Origin of the sequence: Nostoc sp. DedSLP03 (assembly GCF_034530815.1) — a bacterium.
Taxonomy (GTDB): domain Bacteria; phylum Cyanobacteriota; class Cyanobacteriia; order Cyanobacteriales; family Nostocaceae; genus Nostoc.
This window is the reverse complement of record NZ_JAVRCK010000076.1, coordinates 1-25,042: the sequence shown is the minus strand read 5'-3', so window position 1 is coordinate 25,042 and position 25,042 is coordinate 1. Positions and strand designations below refer to the sequence as shown.

The window sequence follows — 25,042 nt, the reverse complement described above, 5'->3', positions numbered from 1 at the left end:
CGACATTGAAAATAGAAAGAGCTTACCAGATGTTTAATCTAATTAAACGCAAATTATCTACGCTATCTGCTGACTTTGAATATTATGTAGCTCGTTGGAAGCATAGCAGAAATCTACCAACATTGGAAGGGCGCGATCGCAACATTCTCAAGGCTCTCAAAAAAGACGGTGTTTGTGTCACAACCCTGGCAGATTTAGGCTTCAACTCTAGCTCTGAATTGCTCAAAGCTGCTTACCAGCAATTGTCTCAGATGGAAAATCCCAACAACGACCATCTAGATGAAAAGTTGCCACAAATTTACACAGTTACAGGTTTACCAGAGTTTTATGCCTGGGGAATGGAGAAAAGACTTCTCAATATCATCGAAAATTATATTGGTCTGCCTATTGCTTTTCACGGTGTACATTTACGTAAAGATTTCCCTAGCAAACATCAGTTTGGCACACTACTATGGCACAGCGATGCTGAAGATCGTCGGATTATCAAAATCTTTATTTACTTGAATGATGTTGAAGAAAAAACTGGGCCTTTTGAATACATTCCCCGCTCTTTAACTTCCTTGTTTAGTTGGAATTATATTCAGCTTTACTACAAACTTTGGAAATCAGGCTATATGGGCATCGACGATGAAGAAGTGAAACCAGTCATCCTCAAATCAGCTTGGAAATCCTGCCCAGGCCCAGCAGGTACTGTGATTATTGTAGATACGAAAAATGCTTTGCATCACGGCACAGTTCGCACAGAAGAACGCTCAACACTATTCTTTTGTTACACCGCCAACCCTCCTGAAAGACCAGAACTCTGCACCCAATACTGGGATGATACTTATCCCAGAGCAGAGTTAATGCAACAAGTAGAAAATAGCCGATAGTCTATTAAAGGTAGTCATGTTATGCTGCTCAAGATTAAACGCAAAATATCTTCACTGGGATCTGAGTTAGTTTACAGATTAGCACTTTTAAAACACGTTGCTAATTTGCCTGCACTAGAAGCAAGCGATCGCAAAATTCTTGATGACCTTAAATGTGATGGTATTCATATTACCACACTTGCTGAATTGGGATTTGATTCAACACCAGAATTGCTCAAGGCAGCTTATGGTTATTCGTCCCAAATGGAATCTGGTAATCATGACGATTCAAAGGAAAAATTTCCCCAAGTTTACACAGTTACATATTTAACTGAATTTGCTACTTGGGGAAACGAAAAAAGGCTCTTAAACATCATTGAAAACTATGTTGGTCTGCCAATCATTTTTCATGGTGTACATCTCCGCAAAGATTTCCCTAATAAAAATCAATTTGGTACACAACTATGGCATAAAGATGCAGAAGACCGCCGCATGATCAAAATCATTATTTACTTAAATGATGTTGAAGAAAAGCACGGGCCATTTGAATATATCCCAGCCTCTTTAACCTCTTTATTTAAATTAACCTATTACCGTACTTACTACAAGCTTTGGCAATCTGGTCATTTAGGCATCACCGATGAAGAACTAAATGAAATTATCCCGAAAGAGGCTTGGAAATCTTGTACAGGATCGGCAGGAACAGTCATTATTGTCGATCCCAAAAAAGCCATACATCACGGTACATCACGCACTGAAGATAGGTTAACTTTATTCTCGTGCTACACATCTACTTCTCCCGATCGTCCAGAAGTTTGTACTCAATATCGAGACAATACTTTTCCCCAACCAAAGTTAGCGCCATATAGTTCAGTCCAAGCAAGCTAATTGTTAATCTAAAAACCACTCAAAACTATTTTTGATGAGGTTTGTAACAAGTTTTGTCGTCCTCAATATTCCTTTCACGGTTATTCATTCATGATCTTCACTTCAACTGCACTCAAAGACGCATTCATCATTGATTTAGAAGAAAAGCCAGACCACCGTGGTTTTTTCGCTCGGTCTTTCTGCGCTCAAGAATTTGCAGCACATGGATTAAAGCCAACAGTTGCCCAATGTAACCTGTCTTTTAATTACAAAAAAGGCACTATTCGGGGAATGCACTATCAAATTCTGCCAGCAGCAGAAACCAAATTAATTCGCTGTACTAAAGGAGCAATCTACGACGTAATTATTGATATGCGTCCTGAATCTCCTAGCTTTTTATCACATATTGGTGTAGAGCTAACCCCAGAAAATCGCCGCGCTTTGTATGTTCCAGAAATGTTTGCTCATGGCTATCAAGCGCTCACCGATGAGACTGAAGTTGTATATCAAGTGGGTGAATTTTACACCCCAGGATATGAAAGAGGTTTACGCTATGACGACCCATTTTTTAACATTGATTGGCCTCTAGATGTAACCGAAATCTCCGAGAAAGATTTAAATTGGCCTTTGTTGAGAATGATGACTGTTGGCGGTACAGCTTCCAGATAACTATAGACTATTTCTCTGTGCCAGGTGTTTTTCGTACAACACACTGGCTCCTCTGTATGAGGTAAGGTACTTCCAAAAAATATACCATCGCCATAGAGGCAGGGGGAGGGAATATGCAAGAGCAAATCAATAAGAAAAGTTTGCCCAAGCTTACAGAAATACTGTGAAGCAAATTATCAAAAATCATAGCCGGAAAAACAAACTGCTGTTATAGCATCTAGCAAGCAACCAGTTAGTAGCTATCATTAATGATAATTTCTATGAAAATGTACTTAATATTGATCTGTAAAAAATTATTAAGTGCAAAATTATCGAGAATTTGTAACACAACAAACAGTTCCAAAAAGGAGTTTAGTTCATGATTATTATCGATCGCGCCTTACAAGCCCGTGCAGCAGCAGGAAATCCTATCAAGGTGGGAATGATTGGTGCTGGTTTTATGGGTCGAGGAATTGCCAACCAAATTGTCAATTCAGTGCCAGGAATGGAGTTAGTTGCTATCTCTAATCGTCAGATTGGTGCAGCTAAACAAGCTTATTCGGAAGCAGGAATTGAAGATATTCAAGTTGTTGCAACTATCAGCGAATTAGAAGATGCGATCGCTAACGGTAAGTATGCAGTCACAGAAGACGCTAAGTTACTGTGTCGGGCTGAAGGCATCGATGCATTAATCGAAGTCACGGGTGCAGTGGAATTTGGCGCTGAGATCGTTATGGAAGCGATCGCCCACCGCAAACATACGATCATGATGAATGCCGAACTCGATGGCACCATTGGCCCCATCCTGAAAGTGTATGCCGACAAAGCAGGCGTGATTCTCAGCGCTTGTGATGGCGATCAGCCAGGGGTGCAAATGAACCTTTATCGCTTTGTAAAAAGTATTGGTTTAACTCCCTTATTGTGCGGTAACATCAAAGGACTTCAAGACCCCTATCGCAATCCCACCACCCAGGAAGGATTTGCTAAACGTTGGGGTCAAAAGCCCCACATGGTGACTAGCTTCGCCGACGGAAGCAAAATTTCCTTCGAGCAAGCGATCGTTGCCAATGCCACAGGCATGAAAGTCGCCAAACGGGGAATGTTGGGATATGACTTCAGTGGTCATGTCGATGAAATGACCCAGTTATATGATGTTGAACAACTCAAAGAACTGGGCGGCATCGTCGATTATGTAGTTGGAGCAAAACCAGGCCCAGGCGTATATGTATTTGCCACTCACGACGACCCCAAGCAACGCCACTATCTCAACTTATATAAATTAGGCGAAGGCCCACTTTACAGCTTCTATACTCCTTATCACCTCTGTCATTTTGAAGTTCCCTTGTCCATAGCGCGTGCTGTTTTATTTGCTGATGCTGTGATGTCTCCACTAGCAGGCCCGTTAGTAGATGTTGTCACCACCGCCAAAATCGACCTGAAAGCAGGAGAAACCTTAGATGGCATCGGCTACTACATGACCTACGGACAATGTGAAAATTCCGATATCGTCCAACAGCAAAATCTTCTACCAATGGGTTTAGCTGAAGGGTGCCGCCTCAAACGAGATATTTCTAAAGATCGAGTCCTCACTTATGAGGATGTAGAATTACCTGAAGGCAGACTTTGCGACCAATTACGAGCCGAGCAAAATGCCTATTTCGCTCCAGAAAAAATCTTAGTAGCAGTTGGATAATATCGGTTCTCAAAACATTTGCCACAAATGAATTGGCTGTAGGGGCGTACAGCTGTACGCCCTTAATACGTTTCGGATAAGATCCCCCCGCCTGCGGCGACCCCCTTAAAAAGGGGGTAAAATTACAAAAAGCCCCCCTTAAAAAGGGGGGTTGGGGGGATCTCCGAAGCCCCTATATGTTTGTCGCCAAAATTTCATCAAGAGGATAGAAAGCTATACTGCGGGACACTAAAGTTGTTGATAGTAACTTGCTGGGGAGCGTTTCAACAAACCCGATCGAAACTTTAGGTCAAATTTCATGAAAATTGCTCTCGTCCATGATTATTTAACCCAGCGAGGTGGGGCAGAGCGTGTGTTTGAACTGCTTTGTAAGCGCTATCCTGAAGCAGATATTTTCACATCTTTGTACGATCCTCAAAAAACGATCGATTTAGGCGATCGCATAGTTAATACAACCTTCTTACAAAAGATTCCTGGTGCAGCAAAATATTTCAGGTCGATGGCTCCTTTATATTTTCCTGCCTTTCGTGCCTTGGATTTGCAAGACTACGATTTAATTATTAGTAGTAGCACCAGCTTCGCCAAAGCAGTGCGAAAAAATCCCAATGCCCACCATATTTGTTTTTGTCATAACGTTACCCGTTTCTTATGGGATACAGCAACTTATTTAAGAGAGTACGGAGACTATAGATATTTTGCTCCTTTAATCGAACAAATATTTCAAGTCATGAGAAAAGTAGACTTGAAATATGCACAGGAGCCTGACCTTTACATTGCTAATTCTAGTGTTGTTGCCCGCCGAATTGCAAAAATTTATGGCAAACAGGCAATGATGGTGAACTATCCAATTGATACTAGTAAATTTGTTTTTTCTGATATAAAAGATGAATATTATCTGGCCTCTGCTCGGATGATCGGTTATAAGCGACTTGATATAATAGTCGAAGCTTTTAATTGGTTGGGGTGGCGGCTATTAATATCTGGTGACGGGCCAGAATTAGCACGGTTAAAATCCAAAGCATTACAAAATATTGTGTTCTTGGGACACGTAAGTGATAGAACCCGCAAAGACTTGTTTTCCAAAGCCAAGTCGATTATTGTCGCAGCCTTAGAAGATTACGGATTGGTTCCAGTCGAGGCTAATGCAAGCGGTACACCAGTCATTGCTTATGGAGCAGGTGGAGTATTAGATACTCAAATTCCAGGTGAAACAGGAGTCTTTTTCAAAAGACAAACACCCGAATCTCTCCAAGTTGCCTTACAAGAAGCTAACGGCATTTCTTGGGATTACGATCGCATCCGTAATCATGCAGTAGCAAATTTTTCAGAAAATGCATTCTTTGGCAAGGTTGAGCAAATTATTAATCAAGCTTGTGGTGTGCAGCAATTATTCATTTGATTGAGTAGTCATTGGTCATTAGTCATTAGTCATTAGTCATTAGTTATTGTTTTTTGGTACATACTTTACTTTCAAAGTAGATAAAAAACTTTTGATATCGGACTAATTTAGACCGTGTTATTGGTAGAGGTGGTATCTCAACAAATAATGGCTCTGGCGTTGCAATTTGATTTCTGAATCTCTTTCCACTATCAGATTACCTATTTATTTGCTCTCTCCTGATTAGCAATTCGTAAAAAAATAGGTATTTTTCGGAGAATCTCTTAGCGTAAGTCTTGAAGACAAGGATATAAAAGTGGTTCAAACTAGTCTAAATCCTCATCTAGCTCCAACTTCTGAAAATGAACCAAGTTACGGACAAATGTTTGCCGTATTTGTGCGGCGATTTCCTTGGTTCTTAGCAGTATTAATTAGTTCTATTGCAATTGCCAGCATAGTAACTGTAAAAACAAAACCTACTTATAAAAGTTCTATGCAACTGCTAGTAGAACCTAACTATCAAGGTAAAACGGAAGGTGGTGCGGCGGTAGACAATCAGTTTACTGACTCTAATGTGGTCATAGATACTGCCACTCAGCTTAACTTGATGCAAAGTTCGGGACTCATCCAAAAAGCAGTTGATAAACTTCAATCTAAGTATCCAGATATAACTTCAGCAGAAATTAAAGCTTCTTTGGTCTTAACACAAATTAGGAGCAAAGAAGATAATGTCGCTACTAAAATTTTTCAAGTTGAATACACTGCTGGAGATCCTGAAAAAACCCAAAAAGTTCTAGATGCAATTCGCCAAGTTTATCTGGAATATAACAAACAACAACAGAGTTCGCGTTTACAAAAAGGTCTGCAAATCATTAGGGAACAGTTAAGTAAAGCTAGTGAAGAAGTAAACGCATCTGAGACAAATTTACAAAGGTTTCGCAGAAATCAGAACTTAATCGATCCAGAGTCACAGGCGAAAGCGATTGAAACAGCTTTGAACAATCTTTCCCAAGAAAGACAGACAACTCGCGCTCAGTATGGGGAAGCTTTAGCACGCCAAAAATCTTTAGAAGAACAACTTAACCGTTCTCCCCAAAATGCTCTAGTTGCTTCTCGTTTGAGTCAGTCTACTCGCTATCAAGGCTTATTAAACGAAATCCAAAAAAGCGAATTGGCACTAGCACAAGAACGCTTACGCTTTACAGATCAAACTCCGAGTGTGCAAAAGCTCAAAGAACAGCTTCAGGGCCAAAAGGAATTATTGCAACAAGAAGTAGGAAGAACTTTAGGCGGAAAATCTGCTGGTGCGTTCACTTCTGGAGATTCTCTTCTCGAAAAAGGGCAGCTAGGCCAAATCGATCTCAGCCTTGCTGGTCAGTTAGTAGAAACGCAGACAACTATAGTTGCATTAACTGCTCGCGATCAAAGTTTGGCTCAGAAAGAAAACGAGTTGCGTTTGGAAATCAAACGCTTCCCGCCTCTGTTGGCTTATTACAATCGGATGCTACCGCAGTTGCAATTTAGTCGTGAAAGATTAGAGCAGCTTTTAAGAGCAGAACAACAATTACGGCAAGAACTTTCCAAGGGTGGATTTAATTGGGAAGTGGTAGAAGATCCCCAAAAAGGCGCACAATTAGGCCCCAATCTCCAACAGAATTTGCTCTTAGGTGCTGTGGTTGGGTTAATGTTAGGAGGTATTGCTGCCTTTATCCGCGAATCGGCTGATGATGCAGTTCACACCACTGCTGAGTTAGAGAAGCAAATGGCCATGCCGTTGTTGGGAACAACTCCCAAGTTACCGCCAGCCAAACCTAGAGAATCAACGATCAAGTTGCCTTTTGGCAAGCCAGAAGTTCTTGCTCCTTGGACAATTCAGGTATTGCAATCTCCACCGCGTTGGGAATCGCTGGATCTGATTTACAAAAACATCGAACTTTTAAATACTGTTACTAATTTAAAATCTTTGATGATTACCTCAGCTTTAGCCGATGAAGGTAAATCAGCTTTGGCGTTGGGTTTGGCAATGAGTGCTGCTCGTTTACACAAAAGAGTACTGCTGATTGATGCCAACTTACGCGATCCCAGTTTGCACTATCAACTGAATCTTCCCAATGAGCAGGGACTTTCAACTTTATTGGCGAGTGATACAACTCTACCCAATCAAATTAATCTTCAATACTCAGGTTCCGCCTACATCGATATTTTGACTGCTGGCCCCAAACCTAACGACCCAGCTAATCTGTTGAGTTCTCCGCGGATGATGCAATTAATGGCAGCATTTGAGGAAAATTATGATTTAGTTCTGATAGATGCGCCCCCAGTTCTTGGTTTGGTGGATGCCATGCTTACTGCATCATCTTGTCGTAGTGTGATTATGGTGGCAAGCATTGGTATTGTGACGCGAAGTCAGCTTAATCAAGCGACAGCTATGCTGAGTAAGTTAAATCTGATTGGGGTTGTAGCTAATGGGGTATCAAATAGTAGTAATTACGTACCCAATATCAAACAACAGCAATTGGCTCTGCGACAAGCTGTAGAGAAGTAGCTAGTACCGCAAGGCGTAAATTCAGCTACCATCTTAGCTAAACAAGGGGCTTAAGCCCCTTGTTTAGGAAATGAGAATAACTCATTGTTTAGTTCTTATTTATGTTCATGTATAAACCGTATTTTCTAGATTATGTGCCAAAAAAACCTAATTTCAAATAGTCAAATTAGCAACCTGATAAACGAAAAACCTTATTGACGGGTTTGGAAATACTTTTTGGGGTGCAGTCCGTGACGTGCTCTGAGTCTGTAACCATCTGCGTAAACAATAGCGGGTTCATTCTCAGCATGAAGTCGATCTTGATCATCTACAGATAATTTGATCGGACGCTCACAAACAATACAAGTACGTTTAAATGGCAAGAACCAACCACATTCTGTAACAACTGCTTGCAGAATTGACCACAAATTTGAGTCATGAACACATCCGAGAACGGAGATACAAAAATCAAATAGACTACACCAGACAGTTAATTCCTCATATTTAATCCAGCCAGAAGAGGGTTCTAAACTCCAAGAACGCTTGCAGATAAGGGTGTTGCAAAGTTGTTTCAAGACACTATCACTCAGTTGTCCAGCTATTGCTCTCCAAAGTTTATCGATAAGAATGAGGTTTGGATACTCCTCTCTATGATATCTATACAAATGACTGCTTGATATTTGTCCACGACATTTTTGTTTTACTAGTCTTCGAGCAGTGTATAGCCCATCAGCAAATATAATTTCAGGGGTGTATGTGTATGGTAAATTGTTAACAGTATAGAACTGCTCAATTGCCAAGGTAGTTTTCTGACGATCAATAGGAGCAAGTTGAAGTGCTACTTCTCGCCATTGCCTACGATAAGCTTCCAAAATAGTTACTTGATCGTTAGTAAGAGTTTGAACCTGGATACCTAACTTTTGAACCAGTAGCTTCTTCAAATCTCTATCTGGTTCCCATAAAAGCCAATTTTGATCGAGCAAGTGGACTGGAAGATTCTGCAAAAGTAGTTTTCTAACAGAGAAATCTTTTTCTGCTTGATACCATTGAGCTTTCCATTGATTTGGCAGAAGCATTCCATACTGTTTTGGTAATTTGATTCCATGATGAGCGTATACCCGCAACCCATCCAAAAATTCCAGTGCAGGTTCTCCCTCTGCATGTAAGTGTTTTTCAGTATCAAAAAGAATGCGTATGGGGCGATCGCAAACAATACAAATTTCTTGAAATGGGAAAATCCAACCACACTGTATTAATAAAGCTTCAAAGAGTTCCCAGTGTTTCTGGCTATGTTTCCAATTTAGACAATTACTCAACCAATCAAGATAACAGCCGTCACATGCCCACGATTCAGGAGCAATATAAAAATCAGAACTATAGTGATAATACCAAGATTGGGTTTGTAAAGTTGTCCATATTTCTGGTTGTTTGCCTAACTGTAACCATACTTCTCTTATCAATAAATAATTTAACTGGTTGCGTAACTGAGAACTCAGCGCCTGGTTTGGATATTCAGTAAGTCCTGCTGGATATACTCTTACATCTGAATGTCCAGTTAGTTGAAAGGTTAGTTCTCCCTTAAGATGTTTGTGAATTTGCTGACTTAAATTATTGAGCGGAGCGTAATTCCGACTTTCAATCAATTCTTTCAATATTAAAATAGCACTATACGGGCTATTTGTGAATCGCAATAAAGGAGCATTCACATTAAGTAATTGATATATCTGATGAATTACTGTTGTTACTTTATCAGAATCGATTCTATTTGTATTGGTAGCAATAGCTCTCCACTTTTCTTTGTAGTTTGAAACTAAAGCAAGTTGCTCAACTGTAGGACGAGTAAAGCTCATTTTTGTCTAAAGAAAGTTATATAAACTAAGTTTAATAAATCTCAGTAGTGATTGTGGTTTAAATGTAATACATAGTAGGGTAGCATAGCTATGCCACCCTAAGTTTTGATGAACCAAATTGAATTTTGTTGCTATCAGGAAAATTTCAGTATATTTATGCTATCTTTACAGATTTTCAGAGAAATCACTGACTCTTTAAAGAATAAATAAAGAAGTTATTTGAGCGATCGCTATTTCTACAGAGTCTTATATTCTAGAGATTAAAGCACCTTCATAAAGGCTAGAAGACAAGAGCAGACTGGTTTTTCAAATCTATCGAGACAATGAACACCTCAGCGTAATTAAACGTAGATATAGATTCATGGCTAATTTCTCTCTACACTTCTCTACTGTCAGTAGTTTCCGGAAAATCAAGATTTGCCCATGAATGTTAATAGTACAGTCCTAAATCATTTGTGAAATATTTTTGGAGTTGGCTGTCATTAGTCATTTGTCATTTGTCCTTTGTTATTTGCAATTACATAGACGCAGCAGCTGCTTCCCGTAGGGTAGGACACATGACTAAGGACGACCATAATAAAAATTTTCACAATCTCATTTAGGATTGCTACCTATGTAATTAGTATCTGTCTAATTTGTAAATCTCTACACCAGCAGAATTCTACGCAATACATACTTGGCTGAGCGGCAAATACTATAGCATATTTTTGCCCTCAATTATCTCCAACTTTTTGGACTTACAACAAGATTCGGATTTGGGTCTTTGGCATTGATAGCCTTTGATAACGCCTCAGTAATTCACTTTTGTATAAACCCAAAGACATTATGACAACTTCAATAATTCCAACTCTAGAGAATTTATATGATGTAACCCAGTCACACCAAGATAATCGTGGGTACTGCACACTCCTGTGGCGACGGGGTAAGCTGTTGGTGAAGCCGCTTGGAGGAGTGAAACAACCATATCTGGCTTCATTAGATAATAAGCGATCGCTAGTAGAATGCTTACAACATTCTTCAGTAAGTTTGGTCAGCATAGATCCAAAATTGGGTGAGACTTTACTCAAATTTTGGGCAGATGCATGTCAAGCAGCTCAAAAACCAATATTCCTAAGCATACCCGCTGGCAAAAAACTTTCTAACCAACCCTTGAGACAATTGCAGCGAGTAATTGATTGGATTGCTGCTTTCGTATTGCTGCTATTAGTAAGTCCAGTCATGTTGGGATTGATTGGATTAATGCAGGTTTACTCACCAGGGTCAATTTTTTGTCATGAATGGCGTGTTGGGGAACGAGGTAAATTCTTTCAAGCGATGAGTTTTTGCACTCACAATACCACATCGCTAGGGCGTTGGATGGGTAAATACAATCTCGACAATCTGCCACAGTTATTTAACGTGCTACGGGGTGATATGAGTTTAACCGGATCTCGTTGTTGGACTTTGGAAGATGCAGTACAGCTAAATAAATTACCAGAAATTACAGCTTCCTGGGAAGTAGAGGCACAGTCTCATCTATTACATCTGGATAGCCAAACACTCTAATTTATCTGTGCGGTAATTGATGATTTCACCTACCGCACAGACGCTAAAGCAAAAATTGCTTACGTAGCATTTGTAGCGGTCTATCTACCTTGCCAAACTATTATTATAAAATTCATGAATTTACAGCTTCCTCAACCACTGAGTAATCTGCTGAAAGCTAGCAGCTTTTGGCAGGACAACTATTTGATATTGCGAGAATTTAAACACTTTCGCAAAATTGCAATTTTAGCTCTGATTTTCTCAATTTTGGCGGCAACTTTTGAAGGTGTAAGTATTGGTTTTTTACTTTCCTTTTTGCAAAGCTTAACTAGTCCCAATGCTCAACCTGTCCAAACAGGAATACAATGGTTCGATCTTTGGATTTTGGGAGCTAAAACATCAGCAATTAATCGTTTATATCGCGTATCTTTGCTGATTTTATTGAGTACTTGGTTACGTGCGACCTTCAATTATTTTTCTCAAGTCTATACTGAATTATCTCAACTACATCTTGCCGATCGCTTACGCAAGCAAATTTTTGAACAGTTACAATCATTATCACTAAGTTACTTCAGTAAAACTCGTTCTGGCGAACTAATTAACACAATTACGACAGAGATTGAAAGGATCAGACAAGGTTTTAGTGGCGGAGCTTTTTTAGTAACTAGAGGACTCACAACCTTTGTCTACTTAATATCAATGTTTTTGATCTCATGGCAATTGACGATAATATCAGCATTGCTATTTACACTTTTAGGTGTGGGCTTGTCAAATCTAAATGCCAGAGTTAGAGAATCAAGTTTTGGCATGACAACTGCTAATGCTAATTTTACCTCAACAGCCATAGAATTTATTAATGGCATTCGCACTGTTCATTCTTGTGGTACTCAAGAATTTGAGCGTCAGCGTTACTATAAAGCTAGCGATAAGGTAATAACTAGTACAACAAAAGTTGTATTTACCTGGACACTTGTGAAGCCAATTGCCGAAGCGGTAGCGACTACGGTATTGATTGGAATGATTATTTTGGCATTCACTAGTCTTGTCACTAATGGAACGCTACAAGTTGCTTCTTTGCTAACCTTTTTCTTTGTACTCTTTCGTTTTATTCCATTTGTTCAAGATATTAATGGCACGAGAGCATATCTTAGCACTTTACATGGTTCAGCAGACAATATTAAAAATCTGTTGACAAGTGATGAAAAATATTACTTTCAAAATGGCAGAGTTAAGTTTCAGGGATTAAAGAGATCAATAGATTTAGTATCTGTGGATTTTGGTTATGATGATGAAAATCTAGTGCTGCATAATATTACCCTGACAATTGAAAAGGGAAAAATGACGGCATTAGTCGGAGCATCTGGTGCTGGTAAAACAACTCTTGCTGATTTAATTCCCCGCTTTTATAATGCTACAGATGGGTATATTTACATTGATGAAATGGATATACGCCAGTTTGAAATTAACTCTCTCCGTCGCAAAATAGCTGTTGTCAGTCAGGATACTTTTATTTTCAATACTAATGTTTGGCAGAATATTGCTTACGGAACTCCAGAAGCGACGAATGAGGAAATTCAAGAAGCCGCTAAACTAGCAAATGCACTAGAATTTATTTTGGAAATGCCCGAAGGTTTTGATACCCAATTAGGAGATCGGGGTGTTAGATTATCTGGAGGACAAAGACAGCGAATTGCGATTGCACGAGCTTTACTGCGGAACCCAGAAATTTTAATTTTGGATGAAGCAACTAGCGCCTTAGATTCGCTATCTGAGCGCTTAATTCAAGATTCATTAGAAAAGCTATCTGTGGGTAAAACAGTAATTGCGATCGCTCACCGTCTTTCTACTATTTCTAAAGCAGATAAAGTTGTAGTTTTAGAACAGGGACGGATAGTAGAGCAAGGTAAGTATCAAGAACTATTGGAACTAAAAGGGAAGCTTTGGAAATATCATCAAATGCAATATGAACTAAGGCAGCCAGATTAGAAAGAACATCTAATTACCAAAGTAATTACAACATCTTCATCGGCTGTATATCTTTACAGCCGTTAATCACTAAATACAGCAATTTTCATTTGCATGAAGTACAAAGTTACGGGTTTTGAGGCAGGAGCCAGGAGGCAGGAGGACAGAGGTAAACACTGTTTATATCTGATAAATCAGTCCTGAATTTTGTACCTAACTTACTTGCCATTTGCTGTATGTATTAATAATTTTGCCAAACTAATAGTAAAATAATAAGTTTTTGTAAATTTATTATTCCTATAGATAAGTTATTAAAATTCGTCCTATATACTTAAAAATCATAGAAAATATGTTCCAGGAAATCTTTGATCGAGACCTAATCTATCAATGCTCAAGTTTTGGTGTCGGTGGGAGTGGAGGTGTTGAAACTTATTTAGCTTCTCTGTTTGCACATCGACCACATAATGTTAGCGATCGCGTGATAAAATCACTTAAAAATATCGATCAAAAACAGTTCAAACTGTTGCACATCCACAGTCCAGATTTGCTATTGCAGCTTACAGGGGAATGTCCTGCTATCTTCAGCGTTCATAATCACTCATTTTACTGCCCTAGTGGCACAAAGTATTTAGCAGAGCAACGGACAATCTGCGATCGCAACTTTTCTTACTTAGGATGTACCTGGGGTAAATTAGCAGATAAATGTGGTAGCCGTAGACCTTTAAGAACTCTTAGAGAACTTCAAACTACTCATCAATTTTTAGATGTCTTGAAAAGGCTAAAAATTACTTTCATTGCAAATAGCGAATATGTGCGACAAGAGTTAATTCAAAACGGTGTATCCCCCGAACAAGTTATAACACTACATTGTGGAATCTCTATACCAGAAACAGCAAGTTCACCCCTAAGCTTGGAAGTACATCAAAATCATCGAATTTTGTTTGCTGGACGAATTGTTTCTGATAAAGGTCTGGAATGGCTACTCAAAACCTTAATACATACAGACCCAAAAATTCAACTTGATATTGCAGGTGAAGGTTGGGAACGACCGCGATTAGAAAAATTAGCAAGCACACTCGGATTGAATCAGCGAATCACTTGGCATGGTTGGTGCGATTCAGATAAATTAGATAAGCTTTATCAACAGTGTTTTGCAGTCATCTTTCCTAGTGTTTGGCCTGAACCTGCTGGTCTTGTAACTTTGGAAGCATACTCTCGTTGTCGTCCTGTAATTGGTAGTGCAGTCGGGGGGATTCCAGAACATTTACGAGATAGAGAAACGGGTATTCTTGTTCCCAGCAATAATATCCAAAAGCTGGCTGATGCTATTAATGAATTGTCTAGAGATTATCAAAAAAGCCGCTACATGGGTGAGCAAGGTCATACTTTATTGATGAAGGAATTTACAATGGCTGCTCATGTAAATAATCTCCGCACAATTTATGCAAAAACAATAGCTGAATTCCCTTCCCAAGCGAACAAACTATGTAGTATCTCTCCAGTTAAATAAGCTGAATTTGTTAAAAAGATCAAATAGTGCATCTTTTACTTAGAAAATATCAAGGAAAAAATATGTCATTACATCAAGAATGTCAACAACCTTTAGTTAGTGTTGTTATCCCCACCTATAATCGACCAGACTATCTCAAGCAAGCGATCGCAAGTGCAATAAAACAAACTTATCAAAATATTGAAATTATTATTTCTGATAATTGTAGTACAGAAAATCCTCAAGCAATTGTCGCATCTTTTGGTGATTCACGCATCAAATTTTGGCAGCATCCGCAAAATGTGGGAATGTTAGCTAATCAGCAGTATGGCTTTAGTATGGCGCAAGGTAAATATGTTGCTAGTCTACATGATGATGATATTTGGCATGAAGACTTTTTAGCAAAGCTTGTACCACCATTAGAAGCAAATTCTGATTTAATTCTTGCTTTTTGCGATCAATATATTATAGATGCTAATGGCATAATTAATCATGCTGGTACTGAAGAAAACACACGCGCTTACAAGCGAGACAAACTAGCAAAAGGAATTTATAAACCTTTTTCCAAAATTGGGTTAGTAGATAAAAGTATACCTACTGCTGCATCTTGCGTGATTCGCAATAATTTGGTGGATTGGTATAGTATTCCCTCAGAAGTAGGTGGAATGTGGGATTTATATTTAACCTATCTATTTTGTATATCTGGTTATGGCGCTTACTATTGTCCTGAAAAATTGACGCGATATCGCGCCCATGAGCAAACTGATACTATGCTCAGTGGTAGTCGAGATGTACAAGCAAAAATTCGCAAAGCAAAAAGCGAAATGTTTTGCTATCAAGTATTTATAGAAGACCCTCGGTTACAGGAATTTAGAACTCATTTTCAGCAGAAATGGTTAGAAGCTAATACTACTTTGGGAATTGGTTTGCTACGAAGCGAACAGATAGCCGCAGCACGTCCTTATTTTTGGCAAGCGCTGAATCAACAAAAATTTAATGTGCGAACTATGGCAGCACTTAGTCTTAGTTTTACGCCGCAATTTCTCGCAACTAAGTTAATCGGAATATCGAAATAATCCCTCAATATCTCTTATAGCAATCCTAAATGAGATTGTGAAAGTTTTTGTTATGGTCGTCCTTGGTCATTTGTCCTAACCTGCGGGAAGCCGCTGGCGCGTCTATGTCATTTGTGACTACAACGGACAAATGACTAAAGAGCGCAAAGGGAAGAAAAGAAGATTATTTTTAAATTATTTCTCTGCACCTCTGTCTCTGCGTGAAGCTTTTTATCCTTAAGGAAGATAGTGGATGAAACTTTGTATTGTTACTCATAAAATCAAAAAAGGTGATGGTCAAGGACGGGTAAATTATGAGGTTGCTAAGGAAGCAATTCGTCGCGGTCATCAATTGACATTATTAGCTAGTGAAGTTGCACCAGAACTAGAAGAAAATAGCCAAGTTAATTGGATTAAAATTCCAGTCAAAGACTATCCTACAGAATTTGTGCGTAATTTCATATTTGCCCAAAAAAGTGCAGATTGGTTGCGTAAACATCGCTCTGACATTGATTTAGTTAAAGTCAATGGAGCAATTAATCTGGCTGCGGCTGATGTAAATGCTGTACATTTTGTCCACAGTTCATGGTTGCGATCGCCTGTTCATATTTCTCGCAACCGCCGCGATTTATATGGTTTTTACCAGTGGTTATTTACGGCTTTTAATGCCCGTTGGGAAAAACAAGCTTTCCAAAAAGCACAGGTTGTTGTGGCTGTATCTGAAAAGGTAGCCCAAGAATTAGTCAACATTGGTGTACCGCGTTCTCGGATTAAAGTAATTGTTAATGGCGTTGACTTAGAAGAGTTTACCCCTGGCCAAAGCAATCGCCAAAAATTAGGTTTACCGGAGAATGTCACCCTAGCCTTGTTTGCTGGAGATATTCGCACACCCAGAAAGAATTTAGATACAGTACTACACGCCTTGGTGAAAGTTCCCAATTTACATTTGGCGGTGGTAGGTCATATCGAAGGTAGTCCCTTCCCACAACTAGCGGCATCCTTGGGGTTAAACAATCGCGTGCATTTTGTCGGATTTCGCCGCGATATCCCCGAAATTATGCGGTCAGTAGATTTATTTATTTTTCCTTCCCGATATGAAGCTTGTAGCCTCGTATTGTTAGAAGCACTTTCTTCAGGACTACCAGTAATTACTGCCACAGCTACCGGGGGTGCAGAGTTGGTGACACCAGAATGTGGCATCGTCTTAACCGACTCAAATGATATCGATGCTTTGGCTGTGGCGATGATGTCCTTGGTAAGCGATTCTGCCCTGATGCAACAGATGAGTCAAACAGCTCGTTCTGTGGCAGAACAACACAGCTGGACTACTATGGCACAAACTTATGTGGATTTATTCGAGGAGTTAAGCAAGAATGCGGAACACCGTTCTGATACCGACTTATCGCCGTCCACAAGACCTCTCACGCTGCCTTTTGGCGCTACAGGAGCAAACTAAACCAGTCGATCAAGCGATCGTGGTTGTCCGCGATACGGATGCAGAAACTTGGCAATTTCTGGCGCAATACACAGCGCACAACTTGCCACTGCATCCCGTGAAAGTGACACAACCAGGGGTAGTAGCAGCCCTCAACGCCGGATTAGCAGCAGTGGAGGGCGATATTGTCTCCATTACTGATGATGATGCCGCACCTCATCCCGATTGGTTAGAGCGGATTGCAGCTTACTTTACCTCTGATAGTCGCCTCGGCGGACTGGGAGGGCGTGATTGGATATATCACGGCAGCAAATTAGAAGACGAATCCCGCCCAGTAGTGGGACAGTTGCAGTGGTTTGGGCGAGTCATTGGCAACCATCACCTGGGAGTGGGAGAACCCCGCGAAGTCGATATTCTCAAGGGCGTGAACATGAGTTTTCGTACCCAAGCTATCGGACAACTGCGCTTTGACGAGCGGATGCGCGGTACTGGAGCGCAAGTACACTTTGAAATGGCATTCACCCTGGCATTAAAGCGGGCTGGTTGGAAGATAATTTACGATCCTAACGTTGCTGTAGATCATTATCCAGCCCAACGTTTTGATGAAGATCAGCGAAATAACTTTAATGAAATTGCCTTTATTAATTTAGTCCATAATGAAACCTTAGTTTTATTAGAGCATTTGTCATTTTTCCGCCGGATTGTATTTTTATTATGGGCAGTATTCGTGGGTACGTGCGATAGTTTGGGCTTGGTACAATGGCTGAGATTTTTACCTAGTCAAGGGCAGTTGGCGGGGAAAAAGTTATTAGCATCTTGGCGTGGGCGTTGGCAAGGATATAAACAATTCAAAATTCAAAACTTGTACTGAGCGTAGTCGAAGTATTCAAAATTCAAAATGAGGCAGAGCCTCGAATGACTTCATTCCCAGGCTAGAGCCTGGGAACGAGTTGAACTTATTTATATGTACATCTAAAATTGAATGAATTCTAAGCAGATACTTTTCAATAGTTTTTTACAAGAAAACTATTCTCCCGAAGAGCGATCGCTACAGGGTTGGATGGCGATCGCAGGCTTTATATTACTAACTGTAGTTTGCTATTTTGGTGGTGTTACTGCCGGATTGCGCCTAATTTTCCCAGCGACAGCTTTAGTAGTAGCCTTATTTTTATACTTGCGGCATCCCATTCTCTACATTGGCTTTACCTGGTGGATTTGGTTTCTCACACCCTTAGCGACTCGCTTAGTTGATTATCGCGTAGGCTGGGATGCTAGCCGTCAAATGCTCATAGCACCCTACTTAGTGGTGTTTATTACTATAGCAACATTTTTGCGACACTTTCCCCGCGCTTCTCGCCAAGGGGGTTTGCCGTTTGTTTTGGCTTTTATCGGAGTTTTTTATGGTTTTCTCATCGGTCTAATTTACAACCCACCTATTCCTGTAGCACGCGGGTTGTTGGATTGGCTCAGTCCAATTATTTTCGCTTTTCACTTATTTATCAACTGGCGAGATTATCCCAGCTATCGCCAGAATATTCAGCGAACATTTCTCTGGTCTGTGTTGATTTTAGGAACTTATGGTGTATATCAATTTGTGGTAGCTCCTGAGTGGGATAGGTACTGGCTCATCCAATCAAAATTATTCATGAGTTCTGGAAACCCTGTACCTTTCGGGATGCGCGTCTGGAGTACATTACACTCAGTCGGCCCCTTTGGTTCTGTTATGCAAGCTGGGTTATTGTTATTATTGACCGGTTCAGGAAGCTTAATTTTTCCGGCTTCAGCTGTTGGTTACTTATCTTTTCTATTAACACAAGCACGTACTAATTGGGGAGGCTGGTTATTTGGAATAATTATGATTATGGGTTCAGTCAAAGCCAAAATTCAAATGCGCTTAATTACCATAATTGTGGTTATGGCTATTTGTGTTGTGCCATTGACAACTATCGAACCAATTGCTGGAGTAGTAGCAGCGCGTTTTGAAACTTTTTCTAACATTCAAGAAGATGGCAGCTTCAAAGATAGATCGGGAACTTACGATAGAAATCTTGGTTTAGCCCTTTCTAATGGTCTAGGTAACGGCTTAGGAAATATTTGGAAGGTCAACGAAAAAACTGGTCAAATTGAAGTAGTGGTAATTGATAGCGGCATTTTAGATATGTTTTTCACCCTTGGTTGGTTTGGAGGCATATTTTATATGGGTGGATTAATCTTTTTGATTATTACTGTTAGCAGTTATGGTGAAGGTCGTTTCGATAGTTTTGTCAGTGCTGCCCGCGCCATTGGGATCAGTTCTGCTTCACAGTTAGTTATCGGTAGCGGGATGTTGAGCGTATCAGGGATGATTCTTTGGGGATTTTTAGCTATGGCTATGGCAGGACATAAGTACTATAGCAATCCTCAGATGTTCTCCAATATTTCTAACTTCTCTAAGAAATCGAGAATCTTTTGAAGAAGAATGCACAATTGAGAATGGGCTAAACGCCCCGCTACCGCTAACAGAATTCTGAATAAATGAGTGGAGGATTCAGACGTTTGCAGACTAGCTAACTTTGCGTTATCCAATTTTCCTTAAGAGGATGTCTGAAAATTTATTTTATATACATCTAACCCTTGGAGATCCCCCTAAATCCCCCTTAAAAAGGGGGACTTTAAGACTCTTATTCCCCCCTTTTTTAAGGGGGTTAGGGGGGATCAATAAATATTTGATACTTTTCAGATATCCTCTAAGAATTCATTCTGAGATCAATTCACAAAAAATATGATACAGATGCAAACCATAAAACCTATGCTAATTCTCATTTTCTTAATTTTGAATTTTGAATTTTGAATTGGTATGACTCCTGATTCCTGAATTCTGTTTCGAGAAATTTTACAACTTAAATAGGACTGTTATAGATTATGAAAGTAATTATTGTTATGCCACTGGCCGAGCAACGAGGCGGTGGTGAAATGATGCTTTGGGATTTGGTGCAGCAGGGACGTAATGCTGGTGTTGAGTGGCTGGTAATATTTTTAGAATCCGGCCCGATGGTGGAACAAGTAAAGTCTCTCGGTATTGATGCGCGAGTTGTAGAAAGTGGACGTTTACGCCAAATCCACCGTTTTATTGGCGCTGTTTTGCGGATAGCTGCGATCGCACGCCGCGAACGTGCAGATATAATTGTCAATTGGATGTGGATCACGCATATATCTGGAGGTTTGGCGGCAATGTTGGCGGGCTTGCCTGCTGTGTGGTATCAACTAGAAGTACCTAGCGATCAAACTTGGTTGGTACGAATTGCAACTTTAATTCCAGCGCGGGCAATTATCACTCTTTCGCAAGATGGCAAGCAAGCACAGGCAGAAATTTGGCCCCACAGACCAACACCTTTGGTTTATCCTGGTGTCGCATTAGACCGATTTGAGCCGAATGCTTTACCAACTCCTGAAGAAGCACGGCGAAAATTAGGCTTACCTTTACACGGGCCTTTGATTGGAATTGTGGGACGATTGCAACGATGGAAGGGAATGCACGTATTGGTGCAAGCAATGCCCAAAATTTTACAGAAGTATCCTGATGCTCATTGTTTAGTGGTTGGCGGTAAGCACGATTTGGAACCAGATTATGAGGACTTCTTAAAAGGTGAAATCACTGCCTTGGGCTTGAAAGACCAAGTAATTATGGCTGGACTACAGCGTAATATTCCGGAATGGGTGCAGGCAATGGATGTATTTGTTCATGCATCAGATAAAGAACCCTTTGGGATTGTGATTATTGAGGCGATGGCGCTGGGTAAACCTGTAATTGCTGGTAGTGCAGGCGGGCCGACAGAGATTATTACCGATGGCATGAATGGACTATTAACACCTTACGGCGATGCGGATAAATTAGCGATCGCAATTCTCCGCTATCTTGACGAACAAGAATTTGCCCAGAGTGCAGGAATAGCTGCTAGACAACGCGCTCTCGATTTTTCAACGCAGAATTATGCCCAAAATTTTATTAATGCAATTCGTTCTGTAATGCCTAGCCCTCTATCACAAAAGTTTTGAGAGGTTTGTAGTAAGGACTTTAGTGCTGAAAAATTCCGGACTAAAGTCCTTACTACAAACACATTTACACCTCATAATTAATACCCTCTATGCATCTGCCCAATATAAAAAATATTTATGCAAAAGGAATTAAATCAATGTTGATTGATAGCCGCAAATTACCAATAGATGAAATTATCAATACGGAAGTTTGTATAGTTGGTGCTGGCCCAGCAGGAATTACACTTGCACGAGAATTAATTGGGCAAGACTTTCAAGTGTGCTTACTAGAAAGTGGTGATTTGGAATTTAATCAAGAAACTGCATCTTTTGGTGAAGGTGAAACGGTTGGAGATCCTTTTCCACCCTTACAAGATATGCGTCATCGTCAATTTGGTGGCATGGCTAATGTCTGGAATATTGAAATTAATAAAAATCAACTTGGTCTAAGGCACGTGCCATTAGACGCAATAGATTTTGAAAAACGAGATTGGGTTCCATACAGTGGTTGGCCTTTTAGTAAATCTCACCTCAATCCATTTTATGAGCGCGCTCAAGCAGTCTGTAAACTCGGTTCTTTTGCTTATGAAGCTGAGGCTTGGGAAAATGCTCAATCTCCTCGGATACATTTCACAAGTGACCGAGTTACTACCAGTATGTTTCAGTTTGGCCCGCGCGATATTTTCACTAATGAATATCGCCATCAAATCAATCAATCTCCTAATATAACTACATTCCTCAACGCCAATGTGGTAGAAATTGAGGCAGACGAAACAACTCAAACAGTGAACCGCGTGCAAGTTGCTTGTTTATCTGGTAATAAATTTTGGGTTGTTGCAAAAGTATTTATTTTAGCCGCAGGTGGGATTGAAAACGCGCGTTTGTTATTACTATCAAACAAAATTCAAAAGAATGGATTAGGCAATCAACATGATTTAGTGGGTAGATTCTTTATGGATCATCCATTTATCCGTTGTGGTATGCTTGTTCCTCAAAATCGCAAAATCTTTAATTCGATGGCTTTGTATGACTTACGCCGGGTGAATAATGTCACAGTCATGGGAAAATTTGCTTTGACGGAACAAGTAATGCGCCGCGATAAATTACTAAATATGACCGCATTGTTATATCCCAGAGATGAAAGGTATAGATCGGCGGCAAAGGCTTCTGCAAAAATTTTGTTCTCTTCAGTTCGACAAAGACAGTTACCTAAAAATATTTCTCAGCATTTGCAAAATGTCATAACTAATATTGATGATTTAGTAAGTGATTGGTATAAATATAATCTTAAAAAAGAATATTTATTTCCTGATTTAAGTCATGGAGGATGGTCTGAGCGTGAAGGTAATGAACAGAAATATACAAAGTTTGAAGTTCTCAGCCAAACTGAACAAACACCAAATCCAAATAATCGGGTAACACTCAGTAATCAACTAGATAAACTGGGTTGTCCGCAAGCAAAATTAATGAATTATTGGAGCGAAATAGATATTTGCAGTGTCAAGCGATCGCAGTTAGTATTTGCACAAGAGTTTGCTAGCGCCGGACTGGGTGAGTTGCAGATTGAATTGGATGGCGATCGTCCAGTTGCTTCGCTGAGTACCCATCATAATATGGGAACAACACGTATGCATCACGATCCCAAACAAGGAGTAGTCGATGCAAATTGTCAAGTTCACGGCATCTCTAATTTATTTATAGCAGGTAGCTCTGTTTTCCCTACAGGAGGCTATGCTAATCCGACGCTGACCATTATCGCCTTGGCAATTCGATTGGCTGACCATCTGAAAGCTGAATTGTCTCACTAAGTATAATTTTGTGTAAAATCGTCACGTTTTAGATGTAGCGATCGCTTGCTTTTAGTTTAAACTCCAGTATAAAGCAACTATACCAGGAGTTGCCTATCTGTTATTATCAGTTCTGTTCAAGTCAGATAGAAATTATTCTCGGAGATCAACAATGGGCAAGAAATATGATGTTTATGGTGTAGGTAATGCTTTAGTAGATATAGAATACGAAGTATCTTCAGAGTTACTACAAAAGCTAAAAATTGATAAAGGTGTAATGACACTTCTAGATGAAGACAGTCAAAATCATATTTTGGAAAATCTCAAAAATCTTGATTGCCATAAGAGTTGTGGAGGGTCAGCAGCAAACACAATAGTGGCAATTAGTCAACTAGGAGGAAAAACTTTTTATTCCTGCAAAGTAGCTAATGATGAATTTGGAGACTTTTACATAGAAGATTTAGTCAACTCTCAGGTAGATACCAACTTAAAAAATGGCGATCGCCAATCAGGAATTACAGGTAAATGTTTGGTGTTAGTAACTCCCGATGCAGATCGCACCATGAATACATTTTTGGGAATTACTGGAGAATTTTCTACACAAGAATTAGTATCATCAGCGATCGCTGATTCAGAATATCTATATATAGAAGGATATTTAGTGGCTTCTCCTACAGGAAAAGAAGCAGCTATAAAGGCTAGAGAAATAGCTGAAAAAGCGGGAGTAAAAACTACCATGTCTCTATCTGATTACAACATGGTGAAATTTTTTAAAGATGGTTTATTAGAAATCATTGGACCTGGTTTAGACTTGATTTTTGCTAATGAAAGTGAAGCATTAGAACTAGCAGATACAGAAGATTTTCAAGTAGCTGTAGACAAACTAAAAACCCTGAGTAAGAAATTTGCCATTACTCGCGGTTCCAAGGGTTCAGTAGTATTTGACGGTCAGAAATTAATCGAAATCGCTGCACCTCAAGTAAAAGCTGTAGATACAGTCGGAGCAGGAGATATGTATGCAGGAGCTTTCCTCTATGGAATTACCCAAGGTATGAGCTATGAAGAAGCCGGAAAATTAGCATCGGCCGCAGCTTCTAAGATTGTTACATGCTATGGGCCAAGATTAAAAACTGAGGAGTTAAAAGCATTAGTTATTGCTTAGAGGATGTTTGAAAAGTATCGTATAGCATATTAAATTTTGATATTACCCCCCCAACCCCCCGATGTATTGGGGGGCTTTAAGAGACTATTTCCCCCCCTTGAAAGCTACGGTGTACACACATCTCTAAAAATCCTACCCACCCAATATTTCTGTTCAAGTGAAAGTCCCACACTGAGCAAATATCCCGCCCGGAACTAAAGTTCTGGGCTGATAGCTAACAATCCTCTTTTAGAGGACTAAACAAGAAATTTAGTTTAGTCCTCTAAAAGAGGACTTTGGTTATGAGACTCGGAATTTATTCCGAGGCGGGATAGATACACCGCACCAACACTTGTGTATACACCGCAGCTTTGGAAAGAAGGGGTTATACCAATTCTGTATGAAGATGCGCCAAACTAAATAAGAAACGAACCGCAAAGGGCGCAAAGAACGCAAAGAAAGAAGCCAAGAGAATTTAGCGCAGCCTCACAAAGAAATGGTATTAGGGCTTATATTATGTCCGGCTAATCACTTATGATTACTGTATCTGTGCAAAAATCCCAAAAGTCTCTTTCCCCCTGCCCCCTGCCCCCTGCCCTCTAAATGATAAGTCTTCAACCGGACATGATATTACAAGGGTAGGTATTTTGTATTTGGTCATTTTTTAACTATTTTAGCCAACGCTGAAATCCTGAAACGACCAAACTACGTTAAACAGTTGAGAATTTTCTCAACTATTTTCGAGATTCTAAAAAACCTACCCTTGAAAGCTTGTCATTACCAACATCTTTTAAAGTGAGGTAGGGATGTAATAGAGTCAG

17 protein-coding genes are annotated in these 25,042 nt (G+C 39.8%); 16 read left to right on the top strand and 1 reads right to left on the bottom strand.

Annotated elements, in window-relative coordinates; all coding sequences use genetic code 11:
• The first annotated feature begins 29 nt into the window (after positions 1-29).
• From RM368_RS28350 to RM368_RS28325, 6 genes are all read left to right on the top strand, one after another.
• Positions 30-872 (top strand): phytanoyl-CoA dioxygenase, encoded by an 843-nt coding sequence (locus tag RM368_RS28350; RefSeq protein ID WP_322697145.1) that lies wholly within the window; start codon positions 30-32, stop codon positions 870-872.
• Positions 873-893: 21 nt separating this feature from the next.
• Positions 894-1,739 carry a phytanoyl-CoA dioxygenase family protein gene (locus tag RM368_RS28345; protein ID WP_322697144.1) on the top strand — a complete coding sequence of 282 codons (846 nt, stop codon included), beginning with the start codon at positions 894-896 and terminating at the stop codon, positions 1,737-1,739.
• 90 nt (positions 1,740-1,829) lie between these two features.
• A complete protein-coding gene (gene rfbC, locus RM368_RS28340) occupies positions 1,830-2,387 on the top strand; it encodes a dTDP-4-dehydrorhamnose 3,5-epimerase (protein WP_322697143.1) in 558 nt (185 codons plus the stop codon).
• Between the two features lie 358 nt (positions 2,388-2,745).
• Positions 2,746-4,059, top strand: coding sequence for an NAD(P)H-dependent oxidoreductase (locus RM368_RS28335; RefSeq protein ID WP_322697142.1), 1,314 nt, complete (start codon positions 2,746-2,748; stop codon positions 4,057-4,059).
• Between the two features lie 298 nt (positions 4,060-4,357).
• Positions 4,358-5,458 (top strand): glycosyltransferase, encoded by a 1,101-nt coding sequence (locus RM368_RS28330; protein WP_322697141.1) that lies wholly within the window; start codon positions 4,358-4,360, stop codon positions 5,456-5,458.
• A 295-nt stretch (positions 5,459-5,753) separates the two neighbouring features.
• On the top strand, positions 5,754-7,982 hold the full coding sequence (locus tag RM368_RS28325) for a polysaccharide biosynthesis tyrosine autokinase (protein ID WP_322697140.1): 2,229 nt from the start codon (positions 5,754-5,756) through the stop codon (positions 7,980-7,982).
• 191 nt (positions 7,983-8,173) lie between these two features.
• Here RM368_RS28325 and RM368_RS28320 read toward each other — a convergent pair whose 3' ends face one another.
• The gene (locus RM368_RS28320) at positions 8,174-9,811 is read right to left on the bottom strand and encodes a DUF6745 domain-containing protein (RefSeq protein ID WP_322697139.1); all 1,638 of its coding nucleotides are present in this window, start codon (positions 9,809-9,811) and stop codon (positions 8,174-8,176) included.
• 825 nt (positions 9,812-10,636) lie between these two features.
• On the opposite strand from RM368_RS28320, the gene hepC reads away from it, so the two are divergent.
• From hepC to RM368_RS28270, 10 genes are all read left to right on the top strand, one after another.
• Positions 10,637-11,356, top strand: coding sequence for a heterocyst development glycosyltransferase HepC (gene hepC / locus RM368_RS28315; RefSeq protein WP_322697138.1), 720 nt, complete (start codon positions 10,637-10,639; stop codon positions 11,354-11,356).
• Positions 11,357-11,470: 114 nt separating this feature from the next.
• A complete protein-coding gene (gene hepA / locus RM368_RS28310) occupies positions 11,471-13,321 on the top strand; it encodes a heterocyst formation ABC transporter subunit HepA (protein WP_322697137.1) in 1,851 nt (616 codons plus the stop codon).
• Between the two features lie 328 nt (positions 13,322-13,649).
• Entirely contained in the window at positions 13,650-14,810 is a 1,161-nt protein-coding gene (locus RM368_RS28305; protein WP_322697136.1) for a glycosyltransferase family 4 protein, read from the top strand.
• 62 nt (positions 14,811-14,872) lie between these two features.
• Complete coding sequence (locus RM368_RS28300; protein WP_322697135.1) at positions 14,873-15,865, top strand: glycosyltransferase family 2 protein; 993 nt, start codon at positions 14,873-14,875, stop codon at positions 15,863-15,865.
• A 232-nt stretch (positions 15,866-16,097) separates the two neighbouring features.
• Positions 16,098-17,300, top strand: coding sequence for a glycosyltransferase family 4 protein (locus tag RM368_RS28295; RefSeq protein WP_322697134.1), 1,203 nt, complete (start codon positions 16,098-16,100; stop codon positions 17,298-17,300).
• Entirely contained in the window at positions 17,218-18,150 is a 933-nt protein-coding gene (locus RM368_RS28290) for a glycosyltransferase family 2 protein (RefSeq protein ID WP_322697133.1), read from the top strand. The genes RM368_RS28295 and RM368_RS28290 overlap by 83 nt, the downstream gene beginning before the upstream one ends.
• Positions 18,151-18,261: 111 nt before the next feature.
• The gene (locus tag RM368_RS28285) at positions 18,262-19,731 is read left to right on the top strand and encodes an O-antigen ligase domain-containing protein (RefSeq protein ID WP_322697132.1); all 1,470 of its coding nucleotides are present in this window, start codon (positions 18,262-18,264) and stop codon (positions 19,729-19,731) included.
• A gap of 449 nt (positions 19,732-20,180) precedes the next feature.
• A complete protein-coding gene (locus tag RM368_RS28280) occupies positions 20,181-21,314 on the top strand; it encodes a glycosyltransferase family 4 protein (protein WP_322697131.1) in 1,134 nt (377 codons plus the stop codon).
• A 137-nt stretch (positions 21,315-21,451) separates the two neighbouring features.
• On the top strand, positions 21,452-23,101 hold the full coding sequence (locus tag RM368_RS28275; protein ID WP_322697130.1) for a GMC family oxidoreductase: 1,650 nt from the start codon (positions 21,452-21,454) through the stop codon (positions 23,099-23,101).
• Positions 23,102-23,252: 151 nt separating this feature from the next.
• Positions 23,253-24,242, top strand: coding sequence for an adenosine kinase (locus RM368_RS28270; protein ID WP_322697129.1), 990 nt, complete (start codon positions 23,253-23,255; stop codon positions 24,240-24,242).
• Positions 24,243-25,042: the final 800 nt, after the last annotated feature.